The 20932-nt window shown below is 72.9% G+C and carries 16 protein-coding genes; 9 read left to right on the top strand and 7 right to left on the bottom strand.

Annotation, left to right across the window (positions count from 1 at the left end; translation table 11 throughout):
• Positions 1-199: 199 nt before the first annotated feature.
• Together MKK68_RS08660 and MKK68_RS08655 are read left to right on the top strand one after the other, a co-directional pair.
• Positions 200-415: a hypothetical protein gene (locus MKK68_RS08660; protein ID WP_147726397.1), complete on the top strand. Its 216-nt coding sequence runs from the start codon at positions 200-202 to the stop codon at positions 413-415.
• A 124-nt stretch (positions 416-539) separates the two neighbouring features.
• Positions 540-1043, top strand: coding sequence for a CAP domain-containing protein (locus MKK68_RS08655; RefSeq protein WP_147726398.1), 504 nt, complete (start codon positions 540-542; stop codon positions 1041-1043).
• A gap of 7 nt (positions 1044-1050) precedes the next feature.
• Here MKK68_RS08655 and MKK68_RS08650 read toward each other — a convergent pair whose 3' ends face one another.
• Entirely contained in the window at positions 1051-2028 is a 978-nt protein-coding gene (locus tag MKK68_RS08650) for a right-handed parallel beta-helix repeat-containing protein (protein ID WP_244029863.1), read from the bottom strand.
• Positions 2029-2170: 142 nt separating this feature from the next.
• Here MKK68_RS08650 and MKK68_RS29720 point away from each other — a divergent pair, with 142 nt between their 5' ends.
• Both MKK68_RS29720 and MKK68_RS29715 read left to right on the top strand, forming a co-directional pair.
• On the top strand, positions 2171-3052 hold the full coding sequence (locus MKK68_RS29720; protein WP_313899221.1) for a hypothetical protein: 882 nt from the start codon (positions 2171-2173) through the stop codon (positions 3050-3052).
• A gap of 357 nt (positions 3053-3409) precedes the next feature.
• Positions 3410-4324, top strand: a complete 915-nt coding sequence (locus tag MKK68_RS29715) for an FUSC family protein (protein ID WP_313899220.1) — start codon at positions 3410-3412, stop codon at positions 4322-4324.
• Between the two features lie 16 nt (positions 4325-4340).
• On the opposite strand, the gene MKK68_RS08640 is transcribed toward MKK68_RS29715, so the two are convergent.
• A complete protein-coding gene (locus MKK68_RS08640) occupies positions 4341-5471 on the bottom strand; it encodes an alpha/beta hydrolase (RefSeq protein ID WP_244029861.1) in 1131 nt (376 codons plus the stop codon).
• A 220-nt stretch (positions 5472-5691) separates the two neighbouring features.
• On the opposite strand from MKK68_RS08640, the gene MKK68_RS08635 reads away from it, so the two are divergent.
• The gene (locus MKK68_RS08635) at positions 5692-7128 is read left to right on the top strand and encodes a phospholipase D-like domain-containing protein (protein WP_243933074.1); all 1437 of its coding nucleotides are present in this window, start codon (positions 5692-5694) and stop codon (positions 7126-7128) included.
• On the opposite strand, the gene MKK68_RS08630 is transcribed toward MKK68_RS08635, so the two are convergent.
• Entirely contained in the window at positions 7061-7837 is a 777-nt protein-coding gene (locus MKK68_RS08630; RefSeq protein ID WP_147842414.1) for an endonuclease/exonuclease/phosphatase family protein, read from the bottom strand. The genes MKK68_RS08635 and MKK68_RS08630 overlap by 68 nt on opposite strands.
• A 241-nt stretch (positions 7838-8078) precedes the next feature.
• On the opposite strand from MKK68_RS08630, the gene MKK68_RS08625 reads away from it, so the two are divergent.
• Together MKK68_RS08625 and MKK68_RS08620 are read left to right on the top strand one after the other, a co-directional pair.
• On the top strand, positions 8079-9314 hold the full coding sequence (locus MKK68_RS08625; RefSeq protein WP_244029859.1) for an exonuclease SbcCD subunit D: 1236 nt from the start codon (positions 8079-8081) through the stop codon (positions 9312-9314).
• Between the two features lie 52 nt (positions 9315-9366).
• Positions 9367-12843: an ATP-binding protein gene (locus MKK68_RS08620; RefSeq protein ID WP_244029857.1), complete on the top strand. Its 3477-nt coding sequence runs from the start codon at positions 9367-9369 to the stop codon at positions 12841-12843.
• 41 nt (positions 12844-12884) lie between these two features.
• Here MKK68_RS08620 and MKK68_RS08615 read toward each other — a convergent pair whose 3' ends face one another.
• Positions 12885-14429: a carboxypeptidase M32 gene (locus MKK68_RS08615; protein WP_244029854.1), complete on the bottom strand. Its 1545-nt coding sequence runs from the start codon at positions 14427-14429 to the stop codon at positions 12885-12887.
• A gap of 325 nt (positions 14430-14754) precedes the next feature.
• Here MKK68_RS08615 and MKK68_RS08610 point away from each other — a divergent pair, with 325 nt between their 5' ends.
• Together MKK68_RS08610 and MKK68_RS08605 are read left to right on the top strand one after the other, a co-directional pair.
• Positions 14755-15408, top strand: a complete 654-nt coding sequence (locus MKK68_RS08610; RefSeq protein WP_244029932.1) for a DJ-1/PfpI family protein — start codon at positions 14755-14757, stop codon at positions 15406-15408.
• 125 nt (positions 15409-15533) lie between these two features.
• Positions 15534-15722 carry a hypothetical protein gene (locus MKK68_RS08605; protein ID WP_244029853.1) on the top strand — a complete coding sequence of 63 codons (189 nt, stop codon included), beginning with the start codon at positions 15534-15536 and terminating at the stop codon, positions 15720-15722.
• A 12-nt stretch (positions 15723-15734) separates the two neighbouring features.
• Here MKK68_RS08605 and MKK68_RS08600 read toward each other — a convergent pair whose 3' ends face one another.
• The 3 genes from MKK68_RS08600 to MKK68_RS08590 all read right to left on the bottom strand — a co-directional run bounded on the left by MKK68_RS08600 (position 15735) and on the right by MKK68_RS08590 (position 20707).
• Entirely contained in the window at positions 15735-16631 is an 897-nt protein-coding gene (locus MKK68_RS08600) for an MBL fold metallo-hydrolase (protein ID WP_243946468.1), read from the bottom strand.
• A 205-nt stretch (positions 16632-16836) separates the two neighbouring features.
• Positions 16837-18027 carry a murein L,D-transpeptidase family protein gene (locus MKK68_RS08595; protein ID WP_244029852.1) on the bottom strand — a complete coding sequence of 397 codons (1191 nt, stop codon included), beginning with the start codon at positions 18025-18027 and terminating at the stop codon, positions 16837-16839.
• 106 nt (positions 18028-18133) lie between these two features.
• Positions 18134-20707, bottom strand: a complete 2574-nt coding sequence (locus tag MKK68_RS08590) for an ATP-binding cassette domain-containing protein (RefSeq protein WP_244029850.1) — start codon at positions 20705-20707, stop codon at positions 18134-18136.
• Between the last annotated feature and the right edge of the window lie 225 nt (positions 20708-20932).

Genomic DNA, 20932 nt, shown 5'->3' with positions numbered 1-20932 from the left:
CGACAGCGCCGAATACCGGGTGATCGTTTCCGTCACGGGCCGGCAAGGTGCCGAGCCGCCCGCGTCTGCTCGGCCCCGGCCGTCGGGACCCCACGCAAGCTGAGCCCCGGGGTGCGTTGGATCGGCGCATCGACGGCCACCGTCACGGTGCTAGCGTCGTCGCCGCGCGCCGTAGGGCAGCGGCTCTCGGAGGATCGCGATGACCGGCGTGTTCTTTCTGTACTTCACCGCGTGCATGGCGAGCGCTCCCGAGACCTGCGAGGCGCGCCGCATGCCGCTCGACGTCGCCACGCCGCGCGCCTGCCAGCACGTGGCGCAGCCGCAGCTCGCCCGTTGGGTCGGCGAGCATCCGGAATACCGGATCACCGGCTGGCGCTGCGGGGCGCCGCTGCGCGATCCCGGCACACGGATCTGAGGCTGGGCGTGGCGTCGCGGGCACAGGCGTCTGCCCTTGCGTCGTGCGGGCGTCCGCGCGCCCCGGTTTCGCCGCATCGGCCGGGCCAAGGCGACGGCCCGTCCCGCCAGCGAACCCTTTTCCGATGACCCACCGCGCCAGCCGCCACCGCAACGCCTTCGCCGGCCTGGGCCTCCTCGCCCTCGCGCTCTCCGCCTGCGGGACGCCGACGATCCTCGAGAGTCCGGGCCCGGTGAGCCCCGTGATCCTCGACGAGACCGCTGCCGCCGCCGCGATCTCGCGCTACCGGGCGCAGCACGGGCTCGGACCGGTGACGGTGGACGCGGGGCTGGTCACGGCGGCGGCGTTCCAGGCCGGCAACAACGCCCGCACCGGCCAGCTCAGCCACGAGGCCGGCGGCAGCTTCACGTCGCGGATGGCGTCGGCCGGGCTCGGCCGCACCTGGTCGGCCGAGAACCTCAGCGCCGGCTCCGAGACCTTCGATCAGGTGCTGGCCCGCTGGAAGGCCTCGCCCGAGCACAACAAGAACATGCTGATCCCGCAGATCCGCCGGATCGGCATCGCCCGCGTCGACGCGCCCGGCACCCGCTACAAGCGCTTCTGGGCGCTGGTAATGGCCGGCGGCTGAGGCCGGATCACTCGCTCGTGTTCGGCTCGACGACGTTGCCGGTGCCGCCGTCGGCATCGTCGCGGCTGCTGCCGAACGGGTAGCCGGCATCCTGGCCGCAATAGAGCCGCCATCCGCCGCGGGAATTGACGACGATCGCCGTCGACCCGAACAGGCCGCCGCCGCCGGTGAAGACGTTGCCGGTGATCACGTTGTCCGACGGGCTCTGGTGGCGGACCGTGCCGCCCTCCCCGCAATTGCGGTAGAGCCGCACGCCGCCCTGCCCGTGCTGGGCGATGCGGTTTCCGGTGATGCGGTTGCGCGCCGAGCCATCGACGGCGATGGCCTCGCGCCCGATCGCGACGTCGATGGTGTTGTCGGCGATCACGTTGTCCGCGCTCTCGGCGTCGAGGTAGATCGCGTCCGCGCCCGAGTTCCCGTTCAGGGTCGATCCCTGGAGGGTGAAACGGGTGACCCCGGGGGCGAGGTAGATCGGGATGTGCCCGAGCGCGGTGATCGTCGAATCGCGGATCGCGACCTGCGTCGGCGCGGCGGCCTGCGCCCGCTCGGTATGGCCGAGGCTGTGCGAGGACGCCTTCACCGCGAGCCCCTGGCCGTTGAGGCCCATGCCCCACACGCGGATGTGGCCGAGGATGCGGCAGTTGCGCAGGGTCACGCCGCTCGGCCGCGACCAGATCCCCCCCGCTCCGGTCGGCGCGCGCGAGCGGATCTCGACCGCGAGCTCCGCGAGCGTCGGCGCCGGCTCGGCCCGGCCGATCGTCGCGCCGCCGCAGTCGATCTCGGTGCCCGAGGCCTCCGCCCCCTCGATCACGACCCGACGCAGGACGTGGTCGCCGGGGCTCAAGCCGATCGAGCACGCGAGGCTGACGGTCTCGTCGCCGGGGCTCGGAGGCGACAGCAGGCGGGCGCGCGTCGCGGCATCGCAGGGCCGGGCGGATGCAGGTTCGACGAGGGTGGGCGGGGCCGGCGGCAGGCTGACGATCATCGCCGGGAGATGACGGGCGACGACGGCATTTTCGGGATGAGGCCGCGCAGGTCCGAGATGCCGGCCCCGGCGGTTCCGCTCGCGGGCGAAGGGTTCTAGACCTCCGGTGCGCCGAGGTCCGATCCGGCGCTGGAGCCGAAGGTTGGCAGACCCCGTCCCGAGCATGCCGAAGCAGACCGCGAAGCGGACGGTCGTGCGCCTGCGCCGCCGCCGGGTCGCGGGCGGGCGCGGGAGCCTCGGCCGGCCCGGCTCCGACCTGACGCGGCTGCCGGTGGCCCTCGACCCGCGGGGCCTGAGCCTCGTCGAGGGCGTGCGCGCGGCCTTCGCCTTCGCGATCGTGCTGCTGGCCAACGAATGGATCCAGTGGCCGCCGCTCCTGACGATGGCGCTCGCGGCCAACCTCACCTGCTTCTGCGACACCGGCGGCCCGATCCGCATCCGCCTGCGCGTGCTCACCGCCTTCTCGGTGCTCGGCGCCCTGATCTGGGGCGTGTTCGGGCTGATCCAGCCCTACGGCCCGCTCGTGGTCGTGCCGGCCGCCTGCGCGGTGATCTTCGCCTGCGCCTACGCCCGCGTCTGGAGCGTGCAGGCCCAGGCCGCGGGCAACGTGCTCGTGGTGGTGCTCTGCATCGCCATGGACCGGCCCTTGAGCCCGCAGGAAGCCGCGATCATCGCCGCGATGTTCCTCGCGGGCGGGCTGTGGGCGACCGTGCTGGCGCTGGTGCTGTGGCGGCTGCACCCCTACCGCGCGGCCCATCGCGCCATCGCCGAGGTCTGGCACGCGCTCGCACGGCTGACCGGCGATCTCGAGAAGCTCGCGGCCGCGCCCGAGACGGTGGCCGCCGCCTTCGACGGCCATGCCCGCGCCCACCGCCGCGGCGTCCGCGCCGGCATCGAATCCGCACGTGCGCTCCTCCTCGACCTCGCGCGCTCCCGCGAGCGCGTCTCCGAGCGCACGGCGCAGGCGCTGCTGCGCCTGGAGACGGCCGAGCAGCTGTTCTCCGGCCTGATCGGCATCGCCTAGCTGATCGAGAGCGCGCCCGAGCCGCACCGGCGCGCCGCCGCCAAGCTGTTCCTGCGACGCCTGCGCCCGCTGCTGATCGCCATCGCCCGGGCGATCCGCGACGACGTCGACCTCGACCTGCCGCGCCTGGAGCCGGCGATCGCCCGCGCCACGGAAGGGCTGGAGGCGACGCCGATCCTCGCGCGCCTGGCCGAGCGCATCATCGAGCGCGTCCGGATCGGGGCCAAGCTCTCGACGCCGGAGGGCTACCGCCCCGGCGGGGCGCTCTCCGACGGCGGCAGCCTCGACTGGCGTGCGCGGTTCTTCGGGCCGCTGCGCACCAACTTCACCCTCGCCTCGGCCAACCTCCGCCACGCGGTGCGCGCCAGCGCGGTCTGCGCCCCGGCGCTCGCGGCGACGCTGATCTGGGCCGGCCCGTTCTCGCATTGGCTGGTGATGACCGTGGTCCTCACCATGCAGCCGTTCTACTCGGCGACGTGGCAGCGGGCGCTGGAGCGGATCGGCGGCACCGTGCTCGGCGGCCTCGTCGGCGCGCTGCTGGCGCAGATGGCGACGACGCCGCTGATGCAGATCGCGCTGATCCTGCCGTTGAGCATCGTCGGCTTCGCCGCGCGGCAGGTCAGCTACGGCGTCTTCGTCGCCTGCCTGACCCCGCTGATCGTGCTGCTGATCGAGGTGATCACGCCCGGCCATTCCTCCTGGGAGGTGGTTGGCATGCGTGCGCTGTTCACCATCCTCGGCGGGCTGATCGCCGTGGTCAGCTGCCTGCTGCTGTGGCCGATCTGGGAGCCGGACCAAGTCCGCAAGGAACTGCGCCGCGCGCTCGCGAGCCATGCCGCCTTCGCGGAAGCCGCCTTCGCGGAGACGCCGCTTTCGGAGCGCGAGGCGAAGCTCTCGACCTGTGCCCGGAGCGCCGGCCTCGCGCTCAACGACCTCGAAGCCGCCCTGTCGCGCGCCCTGCAGCAGCCGCGCGCCGGTCACCACCCGGAGGTCGAGGCGGCGATGGTCGCCGACGCCACGCTCCGGCGGATCAGCGCCCGCCTCACCGTGCTCCGCCATGCCGGCGCGCCGGCGGGCGCGGAGGACGGCCCGTGGAAGGCCTGGATCGCGGCGACGCTCGCGGCGCTGGCCGAGCACCGCTATCCGTTGCCGGACCGCCCCGATGAGGCGCGCAGCCCGCAGCTACAGCGCCTCGTCGCCCAGGTCGACCTGCTCACCGGCACCCTGCGGCCGGGGCAGGTGCGGGAGACGCCGGTGGGCGCGGCCGCATGACCCGCACCCGACCGGCTCAGTTCAGCGCCTGCGGCTCGGCCTCCTGAAGGAAGGCTGCGACCTCGCGGAAGAACTGCATGCGGTTCTTCTCCATAATCACCGTATGCGTGCCCTCGCCGAGCTCGACGAAGCGCTTGTAGGGGGCGTTCGTCAGCTGGGTGAAGTATTCCTGCGCCTGGTAGCTCGGCAGGTCGGCGTCCCATTCCGCGTGGATGATCAGGGTCGGGACGCGGATTTCGCCCGGGTCGTAGAGCGGCTTTCCCGCCTGCCAGTAGGCCTGCGAGTCGGCGACGACGCCGTTCGGCGCGCGCAGCACCGGCGGCGACGAGGCCGCGCCGGCCGCGTCGGTGGCCCAGGTCGCATCCGCCCATTGCTCGAACCAGCCCGCCGGGATCAGGTCGGCGCGCTTGTCCCCGGCGACACCCTTGAGCCAGCGGTCCCGGGCGCTGTCGCGGGTGACGGTGCGGTAGGCGCCGAGCGGCCCGGAGGTGCCGAGGTTCGGCGGCGCCTTGGCGATCCATTGCGGCGCGTAGAGCACGAGGCGGTTGACCCGGTCGTTGTGGGTCGTGGTGTAGAGCCCCATGGTCGAGGTGCCCCAGGACCATCCCATCAGGTCGAGTTTTTCGACGCCGCGCCGCTTCAGGATGAAGTCGACGGCGACGCCCACGGCCTTCGCCGCGTCGGCGGTGCGCATGAAGGGCGGGTTGTCCGCGGCCGGCCGGTCCATCTGCTTCGGGCGGCTCGAGAACCCGTAGCCGGGCAGGTCCACGAGGTAGACGTCGAAGCCGAGGCCGGCCAGGTAGTCCATCATCGACAGGCCGGCGAGCGGCAGGTCGAACGCCGTCGAGGCCGGGTAGGTCGCCCCGTGGACGTAGAGCAGGATCCGGTCGGCGGCGAAGCGCGCCTGCCCCGCCGGGTGCTTGTTGCGGACGTAGAGCTCGATCCCGTCCTCGCCCGTCGGCACGCGGAACTCCTCGCGCGCGATGGCGGGTGCCGCCGGCTCGCGCGCCAAGGCCGGCGTCGCCGCCAGACCGAGGCCGAGGGCGGCAAGGCCGCGGAAGACGTCCCGGCGCGGCACGGCGCCGAGGTCCGGGTCCGCCGCGTTTCGGCCTTCGGCCGGCGGTTTCGGCTTCGATGGTGCGGGCATCGTTCTCTCCCATGCGGATCTTGCGTCCGATGCAGGAGATGAATCATTCCCGCGGCGCCCAGGCAACGGAGATCGCACCGCAGCGCGGACGATCATCGGCGATCGTCGCCCGACGATCGGCCATCCCTATCGCGCTCACGGAAAAAACACGCTGCCGCGTCCGCGCGCATCGCGCCGTTTCCCGTATATCGGCGCGGGACATCGAGAGCGGACACGACCTTTGGAAGACGCGTTGATCCGGTGGCTGCAGTCCACCGCACATCTGAGGGCCGACGTCGCGGCCGTGATCGGCACCGTGCTGGCGCTCGGCGTCACCCTGCACGCGCTGCTGCGCAAGCGCCGGGTCAGCGTCGCGGTCGGCTGGATCGGGCTCGCCTGGCTGTCGCCGGTGTTCGGGACGTCCCTGTACCTGCTGTTCGGGATCAACCGGGTCGAGCGCCGCGCGCGCAAGTTCCAGTCGAAGCCCTCCGCGGCGCCCGGCGCGCCGAGCACCGAGGACGCCATCGTCCCCGAGGTGATGTGGCCGCTGGACAGGGCGGTGCGCCGCATCTCCGGCCTGCCGGCGCTTGCCGGCAACACGATCCGCCTGTTCCGCAACGGCGACGCGGCCTATCCGGCGATGCTGGCGGCGATCGGCGCGGCGCGAACCAGCATCGCCCTGTCCAGCTACATCTTCCGCGACGATCCCACCGGACGGACCTTCTGCGCGGCGTTGAAGGAAGCGCAGGACCGCGGCGTCGCGGTGCGGGTGATCATCGACGGCATCGGCGGCGGCTACTTCCGCGCCGCGGCCTTCCGACGCCTGCGGGCCGCGGGCGTGCCGGCCGCCCTGTTCATGCATTCGGGCCTGCCCTGGCGCATGCCGTTCCTGAACCTGCGCACCCACAAGAAGCTGCTGATCCTCGACGGGCGCGAGGCCTTCACCGGCGGCCTCAACATCTCGCAGCCGAACCGCCTTCGGACGCGCCCGGACCACCCGATCCGCGACACCCATTTCCACGTCGCCGGCCCGGTGGTCGAGCAGCTGATGCTGGCCTTCTCGGCCGATTGGGCCTTCGCCGACGGCGGTGCGCTCGAAGGGCCGGACTGGTTCCCCGACCTCCAACCGGTCGGGGAATCGATCGCGCGGGTCGTCGTCTCCGGGCCCGACGCGGACGTGGAGAAGATCGAGTTCGTGATCCTGCAGGCGCTGGCCTGCGCGCGCAGCTCGGTCCGCGTCGTCACCCCCTACTTCCTGCCGGACGAGGTGGTGATGAACGCCCTCATCCTCGCCAGCCAGCGCGGGATCACGGTGGACATCGTCATCCCGCGGATCAGCGACCATCACTTCATCGATTGGGCGACGCGGGCGCACATCGCGCCGCTGCTGCGCAACGGCGTGCGGATCTGGCTCGACGAGCCGCCCTTCGACCATTCCAAGGCGACGGTGGTGGACGGGGCCTGGTGCTTCGTCGGCAGCGCGAACTGGGACATGCGCAGCTTCCGGCTGAACTTCGAGCTCAACGTCGAGATCCACGACGCGGATCTCGCCGCGCAGCTCGAGAGCTTCATCCGCGCCAAGATGGAGACGCCGCTGACCCTGGACGCGATCAACGCACGGGTCTTGCCCGTCCGTTTGCGCGACGCAGGCGTGCGACTGCTGCTGCCATACCTCTGAAGCGCAGGCGCGGCGCCTCGCCGGGCGGGGCCGGGCTGAGATGGACGACGATCGGGCGGTGGTCTGAGGGCCCGCGCGGCAGCACCGCGTGCTCGCGGCAGACGAGGCCGCGCACCAGGCAGCGGTCGAGGCGCAGCGGCACCATCTCGACCATCGCGTGCGTCGGTCGGCGCGGGCCGACGTCGCGGAATCCCGGCACCAGCGCCGGCCCGACGATGTTGTAGTCGCCGAGGATCGCCGAGCGCTCCGGCAGCATCCCGACGATCCGGCGCAGCTGGCGCCGGTTCAGCATCTGGCCGTGCGACAGGTGCACGTTGGCCACGCCGAAATCGCCGAAATCGAGCACCTGGCAGACCCGGTGCACGACCGCGCCGGACGGCAGCTTGACGACCGTCGGCGTCTTCGCCCACGGGGTCGGGCACCACATCGCCAGGCCGTGGATGCGCCCCGGCAGCGGCACCCAGGCATAGGATCCGCCGACGCGGTCGGTGATCCCGGCGATCTCGCGGGTCGCCTCCTGCATCAGCAGCAGGTCCGGCCGCTCCTGCTCGATCAGGGCGACGACGTCCTCGACCGCCGCGCCCGTGCGCCGCAGCAGGTTCCAGCTGACGACCTTGCGCGACACCGCCGCGGCATCCGCCTGGCGGATCGGCGCCGGCGCGACCGAGTCGAGGCCGAGGGACGCCGGGGAAACCTGGATCGTTGCCATGCGGGCCGTTCGTGCTCCTGACGGCGCTCGCCTGACAGCCCCGGGCAGGCGCGAGACCGGGACGGGGTGCGGGGGTATCACGCCCGCGTCCCAACGCGCGACCGATGATCCCGTTGCCCTGTTGACGCAACCACCCTCGACCCTTGAGCCTCGCGGCGCGAGCGCCCAGAACCCATCTCGATCCGTTCGGACCTGCCGCGGGGCAGCGCTCCGGATCCCGAGGACCCAGATCACGGGGACCATGACGCGTTTCACGTTCATCCACGCCGCCGACCTGCATCTCGGCAGCCCGCTCGCCGGGCTCTCGGCGCGGAACGCCGAGATCGCCCAGCGCTTCGCCTCCGCCGGCAGGCGCGCGTTCGAGGACCTGGTCGGCCATGCGATCGAGGCGCGCGTCGCGTTCCTGATCGTCGCCGGCGACGTCTACGACGGCGACTGGGCGGACCACTCGATCGGGCTGTTCTTCGCCCGCCAGGTCGCGCGGCTCGACCGGGCCGGCATCCCGGTGGTCTTGGTGCGCGGCAACCACGACGCCGAGAGCGTGATCACCAAGGCGATCACACTGCCGGACGCGGTGCGCACCTTCTCGACAAAGAAGCCCGAGACCCTTCGCCTCGACCACCTGAAGGTCGCGCTTCACGGGCAGAGCTTTCCCAACCGGGTGGTCGACGAGAACCTGTCGCTGGCCTATCCGGCCGCCGTGCCGGGCTGGTTCAACATCGGCGTGCTGCACACCTCCTGCACCGGGCACGCTCAGCACGCGACCTACGCGCCCTGCTCCGTCGCCGACCTGCGCGCGCGCGGCTACGACTACTGGGCGCTCGGCCACATCCACGAATATGCCGAGCTGTCGCAGGATCCCTGGATCCTGTTCCCGGGCAACCTCCAGGGTCGCAGCATCCGCGAATGCGGCCCCAAGGGCGCCGTCGTGGTGGAGGTCGGCGACGGGCAGGTCACGGCGGTGCGACGCCTGATCGTCGATCATGCGCGCTTCCACAGCCTCACGGTGGCGGTCGACGCGGCCGAGAGCGAGAGCGAGGCGGTGGCCCTGGTCGAGGCGGCTCTGCGCCCGCTGGCGGCCTTGGCCGAGGGCCGCCTGCTCGCGGTCCGCGTGCACCTCACCGGCGTCACCGCCGCCCACGACCGGCTCGCCGCCGACCGCGAAAACCTCACCGCCGAGATCCAGGCCGCCGCCGACCGCGTCCACGAGGACATCTGGCTGGAGAAGCTGAGGATCGACACCGCCCGCCCGAGCAGCGGCCCGCGGGAGAACGTCGTCGACGCCATCGACCCGGCGACGCTCCTCGCCGAGATCGACCACGACCCGGAGTTTCGCGCGCGCGCGACCGCCGCGCTCGCCGAGATCGCCGCCAAGATGCCGGCGGCCGAGGACGGCGACCTCGCCGCCGATCTCGATACTCTCTGCGCCGAGGCCGAAGCGATGATCCTCGGCCGCCTGACCAAGCGCGCATGCTGAGCCGCGCGATTTCACCGGACGCTCGCCGAAGCCCGGCGGTGCGGAGACACCCGTGCGCCTGCTGAGCCTCGACCTCGAACGCTACGGCCCCTTCACCGGCCGCCGGGTCGACTTCCGCGCCGATGCGCGCCTGCATGTCGTCCTCGGCGCCAACGAGGCGGGAAAATCCTCGGCGCTCGCCGCGGTGACCGACCTGCTCTTCGGCATCGGGACACGGACCGCCTACGCCTTCCTTCATGAGATGCCGCAGCTGCGGATCGGCGCCGAGATCGGCAGCGCCGACGGACGGACGCTCTGCTTCCGCCGCCGCAAGGGCAACCGCAACACCCTGGTCGACGCCGACGACGCGCCCCTGCCGGAGACCGTGCTCGCGCCCTTCCTCGGCGGCCTGACCCGCGAGGTGTTCTGCCGCGCCTTCGGCCTCGACGCGAACAGCCTGCGCGAGGGTGCCAGGGAGATGCTGCTCGCCGAGGGCGAGCTCGGCGCCAGCCTGTTCGCGGCGGCCTCGGGCCTGCGCGGCTACAGCGACCTTCAGAAGAGCCTCGAGGCCGAGTCCGACCGGATCTACGGGCCGCGCAAGCGCCAGGACCGCAGCTTCTACCAGGCGTTCGACCGCTACGAGGACGCCCGGAAGGCGATCCGCGACACCGGCCTGCGCGCCGGAGACTGGCGCGACCTCAACGACAGCATCGCCACGGCCGGGAACGCGCTCGACGCGATCAAGGCCGAGCGGATGCGGATCGCGGCCGAGCAGGCGCGCCTCACCCGCCTCCGGCGCGTCGGCCCGCTGCTCGCCGAGATCGACGGGCTCGCAGCGCGGGACGACGCCGAACCGGGGCTGGTCGAGGTTCCCGACGCCTGGGTCGACCGCCTCGGAGAGGCCTGCGCCGCGTTGCGCGCCCGGCAGGCGGACGCCGCGCGCATCGATGCGGCGGCGGACGCGGCGCGGGCGGCCTTCGCCGCCGTCGCCGTCGATGCCGGGCTCGTCGGGCGTGCCGAGGAGATCCTGGAAGGTTTTCGCGGGATCGACCGCTTCGACAAGAACGGGGTCGACCTGCCCCGCATCCAGGGCGAGGCGGACCAATTCGACGCCGAGCTCGCCCGGCTCGCCGTGCGGGTCGGCCTCCCCGACGTGGAGGCGCTGACGCGGCGCCAGCCCTCGGACGCCGTCCGCGCCCGGGTCGAAACCCTGATCCGCGACGGGCAGGAGGACGCCGCAGCGATCGCCCGGCTGGAGCGCGACCTCGCCGCGGCGCGTACCGAGCACGAGGGCCTGCTGCGCGACGTGGCCGAAGGCGGCACGCCGGTCGATCCGGCGCCCTTCCGCGAGACGTTACGCCCGCTGGCGGCGATCCGCGGCGTGATCGCCGAGCGCGACGCCCTCGATGCCACGGTGCGGCGGGCCGAGCAGGTGCTGCGCGGGCAGGCGGCCCGTCTGTCGCCAGCGGTGGCCGACGTCGCGGCCCTCGCCGCCGCGCCGCTGCCGACGGTCGAGACGGTGACGCGCTTCCGGGCCTTGCTCGACGGCAAGGAGCGCGAGCGCGTGCTGGCGGTCGAGCGCCGCGACTCCGCCCGGCGCCAGGTCGCGACGCGGCGGGGGCGCCTGCGCGAGCGCGAGGCCGGCCGGCCGATCGCGACGCTCTCCGACCTGTCTGCGCTTCGGGCCGAGCGCGACGCCGCCTTCGCGCCGCTCCGCGAAGCCCTGAGCGAGGGGGTCCGGCGAGCGCCGGGGGATATCGCCGCCTACGAGCGCCTGGCGCAGGCCGCAGACCGGCTCGCCGACGATCTCGCCGCCGACGCCGCCCGCGTCGCGGAGCACGCCGCCGACCGGCTGCGCCTCGACGCCGAGCTCGTCGAGGCCGAGGCCGCCGACGCGATCCTGGCGGAAATCGAAGCCGAGGTCGCGGAAGGCCATGCCGCCTGGGTCGACCTGTGGCGCCCCGCCGGCATCGCGCCCTCGACCCCGGCGGAGATGACGGCGTGGCTCGGTGAGGCCGAGACCCTGATCGAGGGCAAGGGCGATCTCGACGAGCGGCACATCGATCGCGCGCTCCGCACCGAGCGGATCGAGGCGGCACGGGCGCCGTTGCTGGATATGGCCGACCGGATGGGACTGACCGACCTCGCCGGCCTCGACGTCGGCCTGATCCTCGGCCGCCTGGAAGAGCGCGTTGCGGCGATCGCGTCGCGATGGGAGGCGACCCGCGAGGCGAACGCGCGGATCGGCGCCGCCGCGATCGGCATCGCGCGGTCCACGACGGCGCTCGCCGACGCGAAGGCGAAGCAGGCGGCCTGGCGCAATGCCTGGGACGACGCAGTGCGGGCGATCGGGCTCGACGGCGCGGCCGGGACCGAGATGGCGACGAGCGCCCTCGCCGCCTGGCAGGCGGTGCCGAACGCGCTCGCCGAGCGCGAGAACCGCCGCGCGCGCGTCGCCGGCATCCGCCGCGACATGGAGGCCTACCACGCCGCCGTCACGCCGCTGATCGCGGCGCTCGCCCCCGACCTCGCCCACATCCAGCCGAGCGCCGCGATCCGCAGCCTGCAGACGCGGCTGCAGGAGGCGCAGGCGAGCGAGACCCGCCGGCGCGAGCTCGCGAAGCGGCGCGACGAGGCGGAGCGGGAGGCCGGAGCGGCGATGCGCGCGCGCGACGACGCGCTCGGCCATCTCGCGGGTCTTCTGGCCGACACGGTGCCGGACCTCGGCGCCGACGCGCAGGACGCGGTCGAGGCGCTGCACGGCCGCCTCGTCGCCCGGCGCGCGTTGCGTGCGGAAGCGCTCGCGCGGCGCGTCGAGCTGGCACGCGCCGCAGACGGCGTTCCCGAAGACGCGCTGCGTGCCGACCTCGCCGCCATCGACGCCGATGCGATCGAGGCGCGGCTGCGCAGCCTGGCGATGGAGGACGAGGACCTCGACCAGCGCGGCAAGACGGCCTTCGCCGAGCGCGATCGCAGCGAGCGCCGGCGCGAGGCGCTGGAGGGCGGGACCGGGGCCGAGCTGGCATTGGCGCAGAAAAAGGCGGCCGAGGCCGAGCTTCACGCGAGCGCCCGGCAATGGGCCGTGCTCAAGCTCGCGAGCCTGATGCTCGGCACCGCCATCGCCCGCCAGCGGACGGGGCAGCAGGACCCGCTGCTGACCCGGGCCGGCGCGATCATGGCGGCCCTGACGGGGGGCGGGTTCTCCGGCCTCGCGCAGGATTACGACGAGGCCGACAAGGCGCTGATCGTCGCCCGCCGCGCCGGTGGCGAGACCGTCCACGTCCAGGGACTCAGCGAGGGCACCCGCGACCAGCTCTACCTCGCGCTGCGGCTGGCCTACCTGGAGGATTACGCCGGCAAGGCCGAGCCGGCGCCCTTCATCGGCGACGACCTGTTCTCGACCTTCGACGACGCGCGGACCGGCCACGGCCTCGAAGCGCTCGCCGCGATCGGCGGCACCGTGCAGCCGATCCTGTTCACCCACCACCGCCACGTCGCCGACCTCGCGCAGGCGCGTCTCGGCTCGGCGGTGGACATCATCCCGCTCTAGAGCAATTCCCGTGATCCCTGGATCACGGGCATTGCTCTATCTTATTGTGAGATCGCGTTTCCTTCACGCGAGCCGGGATCCACTTCACTTGAAAATGCTCTAGCCGATCCGTAGCGCGTTTCGAGGTGGGCGAGGTAGGCCTCGGTTCCGAGCGGGCGGACGGTCGCCTGCTCGAGCAGCGCATCGGTGGGCAGGCGGCTGCCTTGCTCGTGGACGTGGCGGCGCAGCCAGCCGCGCAGCGGCGCGAAATCGCCCGTCGCGAGGCCCGGCAGGATCCCCGGCTCGTCGCGCTTGGCCGCGGCGAAGAGCTGGGCGGCGGCCATCGCGCCGAGCGTGTAGGTCGGGAAGTAGCCCCAGGCGCCGCTCGGCCAGTGGATGTCCTGCAGGCAGCCGAGGCGGTCGTTCGGAACTTCGAGCCCGAGCAGGTTGCGCATGCCGTCGTTGAACGCGCCCGGCAGGTCGGCCACTGCGAGGTCGCCGGCGATGAGGGCCGATTCGAGGTCGTAGCGGAGCAGGACGTGCGCCGGGTAGGTCGCCTCGTCGGCGTCGACCCGGATGAAGCCGGGCTCGACCCGGGTGTGCAGGCGGTGAAGGTTCTCGGGCGTGAAGGCGGCTCCGTCGCGCCCGAATTCCGTACGGACCAGGGGCGCCAGGAACGCGAAGAATTCTCGGCTGCGGCAGGCCTGCATCTCGACGATGAGCGATTGGCTCTCGTGCAGGCTCATGCCGCGGGCCTTGCCGACGGGCTGGTTGCGCCACGCGGCCGGGCGGCCCTGCTCGTAGAGCGCGTGCCCGGTCTCGTGCAGCACCCCCATCAGCACACGCCCGAAATCGGCGGCGTCGTAGCGCGTGGTGATCCGCACGTCGTCGGTGGCGCCCCCGCAGAACGGGTGCAGGCTGATGTCGAGGCGCCCGCGCGCGAAGTCGAAGCCGAGCGCACGCATCAAGGCCAGCCCGATCCGCCGCTGCGCCTCAACCGGGAACGGGCCGTCGAGCGGCAGCGGCGCGGGCTCGCGCGCCTGCCGCTCGCGTGCCTCGGCCACCAGCCCGGGAAGCCGGGTGCGCAGATCGCCGAAGAGCGGATCGATGGTCGCGCGCCGCATGCCCGGATCGTACTCGTCGAGCAGCGCGTCGTAGGTGCCGAGCCCGAGGGCCGCCCCCTTGATCGCCCCGATCTCGCGCTGGAGTCGCAGCACCTCGGCCAAGTGCGGCAGCAGCATCCCGAAATCCGACTGCGCGCGGGCCTCGCGCCAGACCATCTCCGCCTTCGAGATCGCCCGCGAGCTCGCCTCGACGAGGTCGCCCGGCACCGCCGCGGCATGGGCGTGGAGGCGGCGCATCTCGGCGAGGTTCGCAGCCCGCCACGGGTCGAGGGCGGTCTCGTCGGCAGCCGACAGCGCGTCGGCGGTCTCGGGCGCCGTCAGGATCTCGTGGGCGATGCCGCGCAGGACCGCGAGCTGGTCGGCGCGGCCGTCGGCGGCACCGTCCGGCATCAGGGTCTGTGAGTCCCAGCCGAGGATGCCGGCGGCGGCGCCGATCGCGTCGAGGCGGGCGAAGCGGCGTTCGAGGCTGGAATAGACGTTCACGATGCGAAGGCCCCGCGGTGACGATCCGGCCGCGAACGGCCGGGATGGGTGCTCTCGTCATAGGCGGCCGTCGGCGCTGCGAACACCCCGACCGGGGCCGAAGACGCTCGCGAGCCCATATCGGCGAGCCCGACCGCGCCTTCCGAGCCGAATACCCCATATGGTCGCGATGCGCCGCAGGCGTCGCCGACACCGGAGCCGTTTCGTGGATCGCCGCGCCTTCGTCGCCACAGCCCTGGCCTGCACCGGCCTCGTCGGAGGATCGGCGGCAAGCACCGCACCCGAACCTGCGGCGATCCCGGATGGTCGCCCGGTGCGGATCGCCATGCTGCTGTTTCCGGGCATGACGGCGCTCGACGTCGTCGGGCCGCAGGAGATCCTCGCGGGCCTCGCGCCGGGAAACCTGCATCTCGTGGCACGGGCGGCAGGTCCCGTGGCGAGCGACACCGGGCTCGCCCTCCTCGCCACCGCCGACTTCGAGACCTGCCCGCGCGACCTCGACGTGCTGTTCGTTCCCGGCGGGGACGGCACGCCCGACCAGATGCGCGACGCCGCGACCCTCGCCTTCCTGCGCGATCGCGCCGACCGGGCCGCCTGGGTCGCCAGCGTCTGCACCGGGTCGCTGATCCTCGGAGCAGCGGGATTGCTCTCGGGGTACCGCGCGACCTCGCACTGGTGCGTGCGCGACGCCGTGCTGCCGCTGCTCGGCGCGGTGCCGGTCGACGAACGCGTGGTGTTCGATCGCAACCGCGTCACCGCGGCCGGCATCTCGGCCGGGCTCGATTTCGCCCTGGCGCTCGCGGCCAAGCTCCGCGGCGAGGCCTATGCCCGCACCAGCCAGCTCGTGGCGGAATACGCTCCGCGCCCGCCCTTCGATGCCGGAAGCCCGTCCGCGGCCGGCCCCGCGATCACCCGCGCGGCGGACGCGATCCTCGCGCCGCTCGTCGCGGGCGCACTGGCTGCGAGCCGCGACCGGTGAACCGCCCCGCAGCGCACGCCTCCGTGAACGGGCGCGCCGGAACGGCAACCACGGGTAAGCATTCTGGCAAGTGAAGCCGTCGCGCGGCGACGGCCGCCATCCTGGACCACTACGCCGGACCTGCCATGATCCTCGGAATGCTCGTCTCGGCCGTCATCGCGGCGCTCGGCCTGCTCGTGGCGCTCGGCCGGATCGGCCATCCGATCGACGGGCAGGTGCTCACCAATTTCGGCTGGAGCGGCGTGATCATCAGCGTCGCGCTGTTCGGCTTCTTCGCCTACCTGATGCGCGGGCGCCGACGCCCGGTGGCGTGAGCCGTGACGGTGTCAGGCGATGCGGATCAGCGGCTCGCGACGTAGCGCCGGCGTCGCGCCGACCTCGACGCGCTGGCGCTCGCGGGCGATGTAGGCCGTCGGCATGATCGCCTGCATGTCCGCCTCGACCGCGCGCAGGGTCGCGTCGGAGTGGCATGGATGCAGGTGGATGATCGCCAGCGCCTTCACGCCGGCGGCCTGCGCCAGCTCGACGCCCTTCTGCCAGGTCGAGTGGCCCCAGCCGCGGCAGGTCGGGTATTCGCAGTCGGTGAACATGCCGTCGTAGACGATCAGGTCGGCATCCTCGACGAAGCGCATCAGGGCGGCGTCCGGCCAGGGATCGGTGTGCTCGATGTCGCTGATGATGCAGAGCCGTTTCCCGTCATGCTCGAACCGATAGCCGACAGAGCCCTGGGGATGGTTGAGCAGGATCGTGTCGACGGTCGCGCCGTCGGAGAAGGTCAGGGTCTCGCCGGCGCGGAAGCCGTGATGCTTGAGCGTGCAGGGCAGGACGTCGAGTGTAACCGGGAAGAGCGGCGGCGCGTATAACCGACCGAGCGTGTCCTCGGCCGACTGCCCGCCGAGGTTCCCGCACCAGGTGTGGACGGTCCGCTCGGGATCGAACACCGCCGGCTTGAAGAATGGCAGTCCGCCGGTGTGGTCGAGATGGAGATGGCTGAAGAGAAGATCGACGTCCTTCGGCAGGTCCTGCCGGTTGTGCTGGCCGCACGCGTAGAGGCCGGAGCCGGCATCGACGACGAACAGGCGCTCGCCGCAGCGCACCTCCATGCACGGGGTGTTGCCGCCGAACTCGGCGTATTCCGGGCCGCTCACCGGCGTCGAACCACGCACGCCCCAGAAGCGCAGCGTGAGACCGCCGTCCGATACTGGACTTCTCGACATCGTCATCACGGGTCGTTTTCGTTCGGATGGTCCGATCGCCTTCGATCTGGAACCGTTCTCCGCTTCGCCGTCAATGCGACCGAGGCGGTGGGCGGACGGTGGTTTTCTCATCGCCGCTCTCTGACAGGGGTTGAGATGGGTGGCCGCCGCACGCTGCGATGTGCGAGCCCGCACATGGGATAAGTCCCATCCACGCCTCGCGTTTCGGAGATCACGGGCGTTCGGCGAGGGCGAGCGGACCGGTCGGAACCCGAACGGGCACCGTCGGATCGCCGGCGCCGGCTGCCCGGACGAGCCTCGGAAGCCGGTCCCGGTAGCGGGAATCGAGGCCGTCGAAGCGATCGGCCTCGCGCTCGTAGGACGGCACGAAGCCGGCCATATGGGTCGGGGACAGGGGCGAGCCCGGCGCCGCCCAGGCGGCCCAGGTCACCTCGGGCACCGGTGGCGCGCGCCGACGGGCGGGGATGACGATCGTCTCCAACCCGGCATAGGCCAGCGCCTCGGGGCGGCTGACCTCGCCGAGCGACGTGCCCTTGGCGGCGAGCGCCGCCCAGAAAGCGTGTTGGCCGCCGTCGGAATAGCTGGTGCGGATCGCGGCCGCCCCATCGTCGACGAAGGCGGCGATGCGGGCCTCCTCCGCCGCCCGGCGGGTGACGACGGCGGCTTCCTTGGCCGGGTCCTTCGACGGCGCGAAGACGTAGCGGCCGCCCTCGACGCCGACCTGCAGCTCGTCGCCGGTCGCCTCGAACCGGTCCGCGCCCGCCTTGAGCTCGCGCCAGAACCCGATGTTTGGATCGGTGCGATAGCGCGCCATGTTCTCCGCGGTCATCCGGAACGGATAGGCCTGGAACTGGAACGCCGCCTGGCCGCCCTTCAGCGCGTCGCGGGCGATCGCATAGATCTCACCGACGGTGTGGTCCATCATCGCGAAGCAGCCCATCGACGAGCACACGCCGTGCACCATCACCGCCGAGCCGGTGCCGCCATGCGCCCGGTCGTAGGCGTTCGGGTAGCCGACGTCGAAGGACAGGTAGTAGTGCGAGTTCGGGTTCATCTGGCGCTGCGGCACCATGTAGAAGCCCTCCGGCGTCTGCCGGTCGCCGTTCTTGCGCTTGGGACCGAGCTGGCCGGACCACCGGCAGATCGGGAAGGTCTTGAGGTAGACGAAGCGGCCGCCGGCGGCCTTCTTCCACACCTCGATTTCGGAATCCTTCTTGTAGGCCCGGAACAGCACCGGCGCCTGCGGGCTCGTGCCCTTGGCCGCCATCAGCGCGAGGGTGGCGGCGGGGATCGGCGCCTCGGCCTTGGCGTTCTGCGCCGGCGCGTCGCCCGCGAACAGCAGGGCGAGCACGACGGCGAAGCCGATCTGAACCAGACCTTTCAGACGGTGGGCGGGAGGCATCGCGGGGCCGGGGCGGGAGGGTCGCGCGACGCCGCGGCCGACGCGGCCGCGCACGGGACGGGCACGCGGCCCGAACCTGTGCGGCCAATACGGCGTCCGTATGGCTTCATGCCGGCTCGAGCGCGCGGGCGGGCTTCGCCGGCACCGGAACCACGGTGCTGTTCTCCACGGCGATCACCGCATCGAACGGGTCGAGTACGTCGAGGTCGGCGGCGTCGGGGACGCAGACGATGAGGCCGCGGCCGGCCCGGGCCGCGCGCAGGCGGGTGATCCGCGCCGCGATCTCGGCGGGCTTGCGCTCGTCGAGCAGGATCGCGACGACCACGATGTCGGGCTGGCGGATCAAGCAGCGGGCGAGGTCGATCGCGATCCGGGTCTCGACCGGGATCGCGCCCTCGCCGAGCACCGAGCCGGTGCCCGCGCTTCCGGGCTCGACCCGGCTGTCGAGGCCGAGCCGATAGACCGAGGCTTCCAGGCCCTCCTCGGTCAGCACACGCCGGACGATCGCCCGCACCCGCGGCTCCGCCCCGGCCTCTCCGAGGCTGACGCGGCCGAACAGCAGGTTCTCCTCGACGCTGGCCGCCGGATTGATCCGCGTGGGATCGTGGAACTCGACCGCGGCGGCGAGGTGAGCCGGCAGCATCCGCGCGAAGGAGCGGCGGGCGGCGACGAGCCGCTCCTCGAACGCGGCGTCGATCAGCCCGAAGCGGTGGCGGGTTTCGCTGTAGCGCAGCGCCAACCCGATGAGCCGCTCGCGGTCGCGCTGGCCCGCCGGGCCGCGACGCAGCGCGACCGCATTCGGCTGGCGCACCACCAGATCCTCGAAGTAGCCGCGCTCGTCGGCCGGGAAGAGGGAGAACGCGTCGAACAGCGGATGGTCGTTGGGAAGATCGGCGAAGATCTCGACGGTGCTGCGCGCGACCGCGAGGCCGATCTCGGTGAGCGGGCGGACGAGGTCTTCCGCCTCCAGCACGGCGCGCATGTAGGGATGGCGAGCGAGGCGCTTGGGCGCGAAGGTCTGGCCCACGGGCTCGCCGAACAGGATGTTCTCGCCGACCGTGGCCTGATGGTTGTAGCGGGCGGGATCGAACGGCTCGACCAGGCGCTCCGCCCCTTCCGCCTTCAGCATCGTCCGCATCGTGGCGCGGGCGGCCACCAAGGCGCTGGCGAAATCGGGGGCGGCGACCGGATCGACCCGGGCGAGGAGGCCGCGGGAATAGGCGAAGGCATCGAGCCCGGTGATCCGCAGGATCTCGACGAAGGCGGGCTGGTCGGGAGCGGCCGCGGGATCGGCGCCGTAGAGGATGTTGGCGCGGAGCGTCCCCTCGACCAGGATCGCCTCGCCGGCGGCGAACGCGATGCGGCGGGCGCGATCCGCGGCGTCGAACGCGCTGAGATCGTGCCCGGCATAGGTGACGTTGCCCGCCGTCGGCGCGACCTGGCCCGCGAGGATCGCCGCGAGCACCCGGGCGCCGCTGCCGCGGATGCCTGTGATCGCGACGTGCGAGGGCATCGCCAGCGTGAGGTCGACTCCCGAGAGCCGTTCGCCGGTCGCCGCGTCGTAGGCGCCGACGCCCCGCGCGGCGAGATCGCCGGCGCGGGGGACGGCGAGCCCGCCCTTGCGCCCGCGTCGCCCCTCCAGGGCTGCGATCGTGCGGGCGGTCTCGCGGAAGAGCGGCCTCAACCCCTCGCGCAGGCGCGAGAGGTTGAGCGTTAAGGCGATCAGGATCGCCGCGACCGCGAAGGCGCCGGCCGCCGCGACCAGGGCGGCGGGGTCGACGTCGCGGGCGGGCGGCGCACCGTTGCCGCCGCCGCGCCACAGGGCGGCACCGGCGGCCATCGCCGGCAGGATGATGGCCAGCGCCAGCGAGGGCGCACGGGCATAGGCGAGCTTCGCCTCGGCGCTCGACAGCGCCGCGCGGGTGGCCGCGGCCTTCTCGGCGATGCGCGCGCGCTCCAGGGTCGCCGAGCCGTGGATCCGCACCGCCGGCATCCGTCGGACCAGATCCCCGAGCGTCCGCTCCGCAAGCGCGCTCGAGCGCAGGCGCAGAGCGCTCCGCGAGGCCGAGCGGCGAAGAATCAGCTCGCGCGCCATCGCGGCCGCGAACAGGCCGACCGCCGCGGCGGGCACCAGCCGCGGGGCGGCCAGGGCGGCGAAGCCCAGGGCGACGAGGATCGCGCCGAGCGCCATCGCCGGCACGAGGATGCCGATGGCGAGCAGGCCGTCGACCCGGCCGAGCGCCTGCCCGAGGAGGCCGGCGAGGCCGCGCGCCTCCTCGCGGGCACCCGGCGGCGCATCGAGGATCGCCGCGGTCGCGGCCTCGCGCATGCGCAGGACCGCACGGCTCTGGGCCGAGAAGCTCAGGGCGGCGACGAACCACCCGAGGCCGGCGAGCGCCAACGCGCAGGCGGAGAGACCGAAGAAGGCCGCGCGTTCGAGGTCGAGCGGCGCCAGGCTCCAGCCCGGAACCAGGACGAGGTCGTCGGCCGTGCGGGCGATGGCGACGCGCAGGAAGACCAGTGCCGTCGCCTCGTCGTGGCCCAGGGTGTGGACGAGGTCGCGCAGGCAGAGCAGGGCGAGGATGCAGAGCGGGCCGCCGAGGCCGAGCGCCAGCGCGACCGCGGCGAGGTGGCGCCCGCGCGCCGCGCGCCAGGCGAGAACGATCGGATCAGGCTCCATGGCCGCTCACGTGATCGAAGGCTTTCGCATCGGCCGGTCCCGGGCGGCCGCCGGATCGCACGCCGCCTCCCAGCGCATAAGCGCTCTTCGGTCCCGCGAAAAGCGCGCCACCGCACGCCGCGCTCGCCGGCGGACAACGCGGCCAATCGCCCCCTGTCGCTCAGCTTGGAATTCTTCCATAGCGCGTGGCATCGGCCGGGCAAGAGCGAACCTCCGTCGCATTGC

Origin of the sequence: Methylobacterium sp. E-016, from assembly GCF_022829745.1 — a bacterium.
Lineage (GTDB): Bacteria > Pseudomonadota > Alphaproteobacteria > Rhizobiales > Beijerinckiaceae > Methylobacterium.
This window is presented reverse-complemented; position numbering and strand designations above follow the sequence as displayed.

Bases quoted from the DNA above. Each gene is read 5' to 3' on its own strand.
- MKK68_RS08600 (WP_243946468.1), bottom strand. From the start codon at position 16,631: ATGACGATGTCGAGAAGTCCAGTATCGGACGGCGGTCTCACGCTGCGC.
- MKK68_RS08595 (WP_244029852.1), bottom strand. From the start codon at position 18,027: ATGCCTCCCGCCCACCGTCTGAAAGGTCTGGTTCAGATCGGCTTCGCC.
- MKK68_RS08590 (WP_244029850.1), bottom strand. From the start codon at position 20,707: ATGGAGCCTGATCCGATCGTTCTCGCCTGGCGCGCGGCGCGCGGGCGC.
- MKK68_RS08605 (WP_244029853.1), top strand. From the start codon at position 15,534: ATGATCCTCGGAATGCTCGTCTCGGCCGTCATCGCGGCGCTCGGCCTG.
- MKK68_RS08625 (WP_244029859.1), top strand. From the start codon at position 8,079: ATGACGCGTTTCACGTTCATCCACGCCGCCGACCTGCATCTCGGCAGC.
- MKK68_RS08630 (WP_147842414.1), bottom strand. From the start codon at position 7,837: ATGGCAACGATCCAGGTTTCCCCGGCGTCCCTCGGCCTCGACTCGGTC.
- MKK68_RS08655 (WP_147726398.1), top strand. From the start codon at position 540: ATGACCCACCGCGCCAGCCGCCACCGCAACGCCTTCGCCGGCCTGGGC.
- MKK68_RS08610 (WP_244029932.1), top strand. From the start codon at position 14,755: ATGCTGCTGTTTCCGGGCATGACGGCGCTCGACGTCGTCGGGCCGCAG.
- MKK68_RS08640 (WP_244029861.1), bottom strand. From the start codon at position 5,471: ATGCCCGCACCATCGAAGCCGAAACCGCCGGCCGAAGGCCGAAACGCG.
- MKK68_RS08660 (WP_147726397.1), top strand. From the start codon at position 200: ATGACCGGCGTGTTCTTTCTGTACTTCACCGCGTGCATGGCGAGCGCT.
- MKK68_RS08650 (WP_244029863.1), bottom strand. From the start codon at position 2,028: ATGATCGTCAGCCTGCCGCCGGCCCCGCCCACCCTCGTCGAACCTGCA.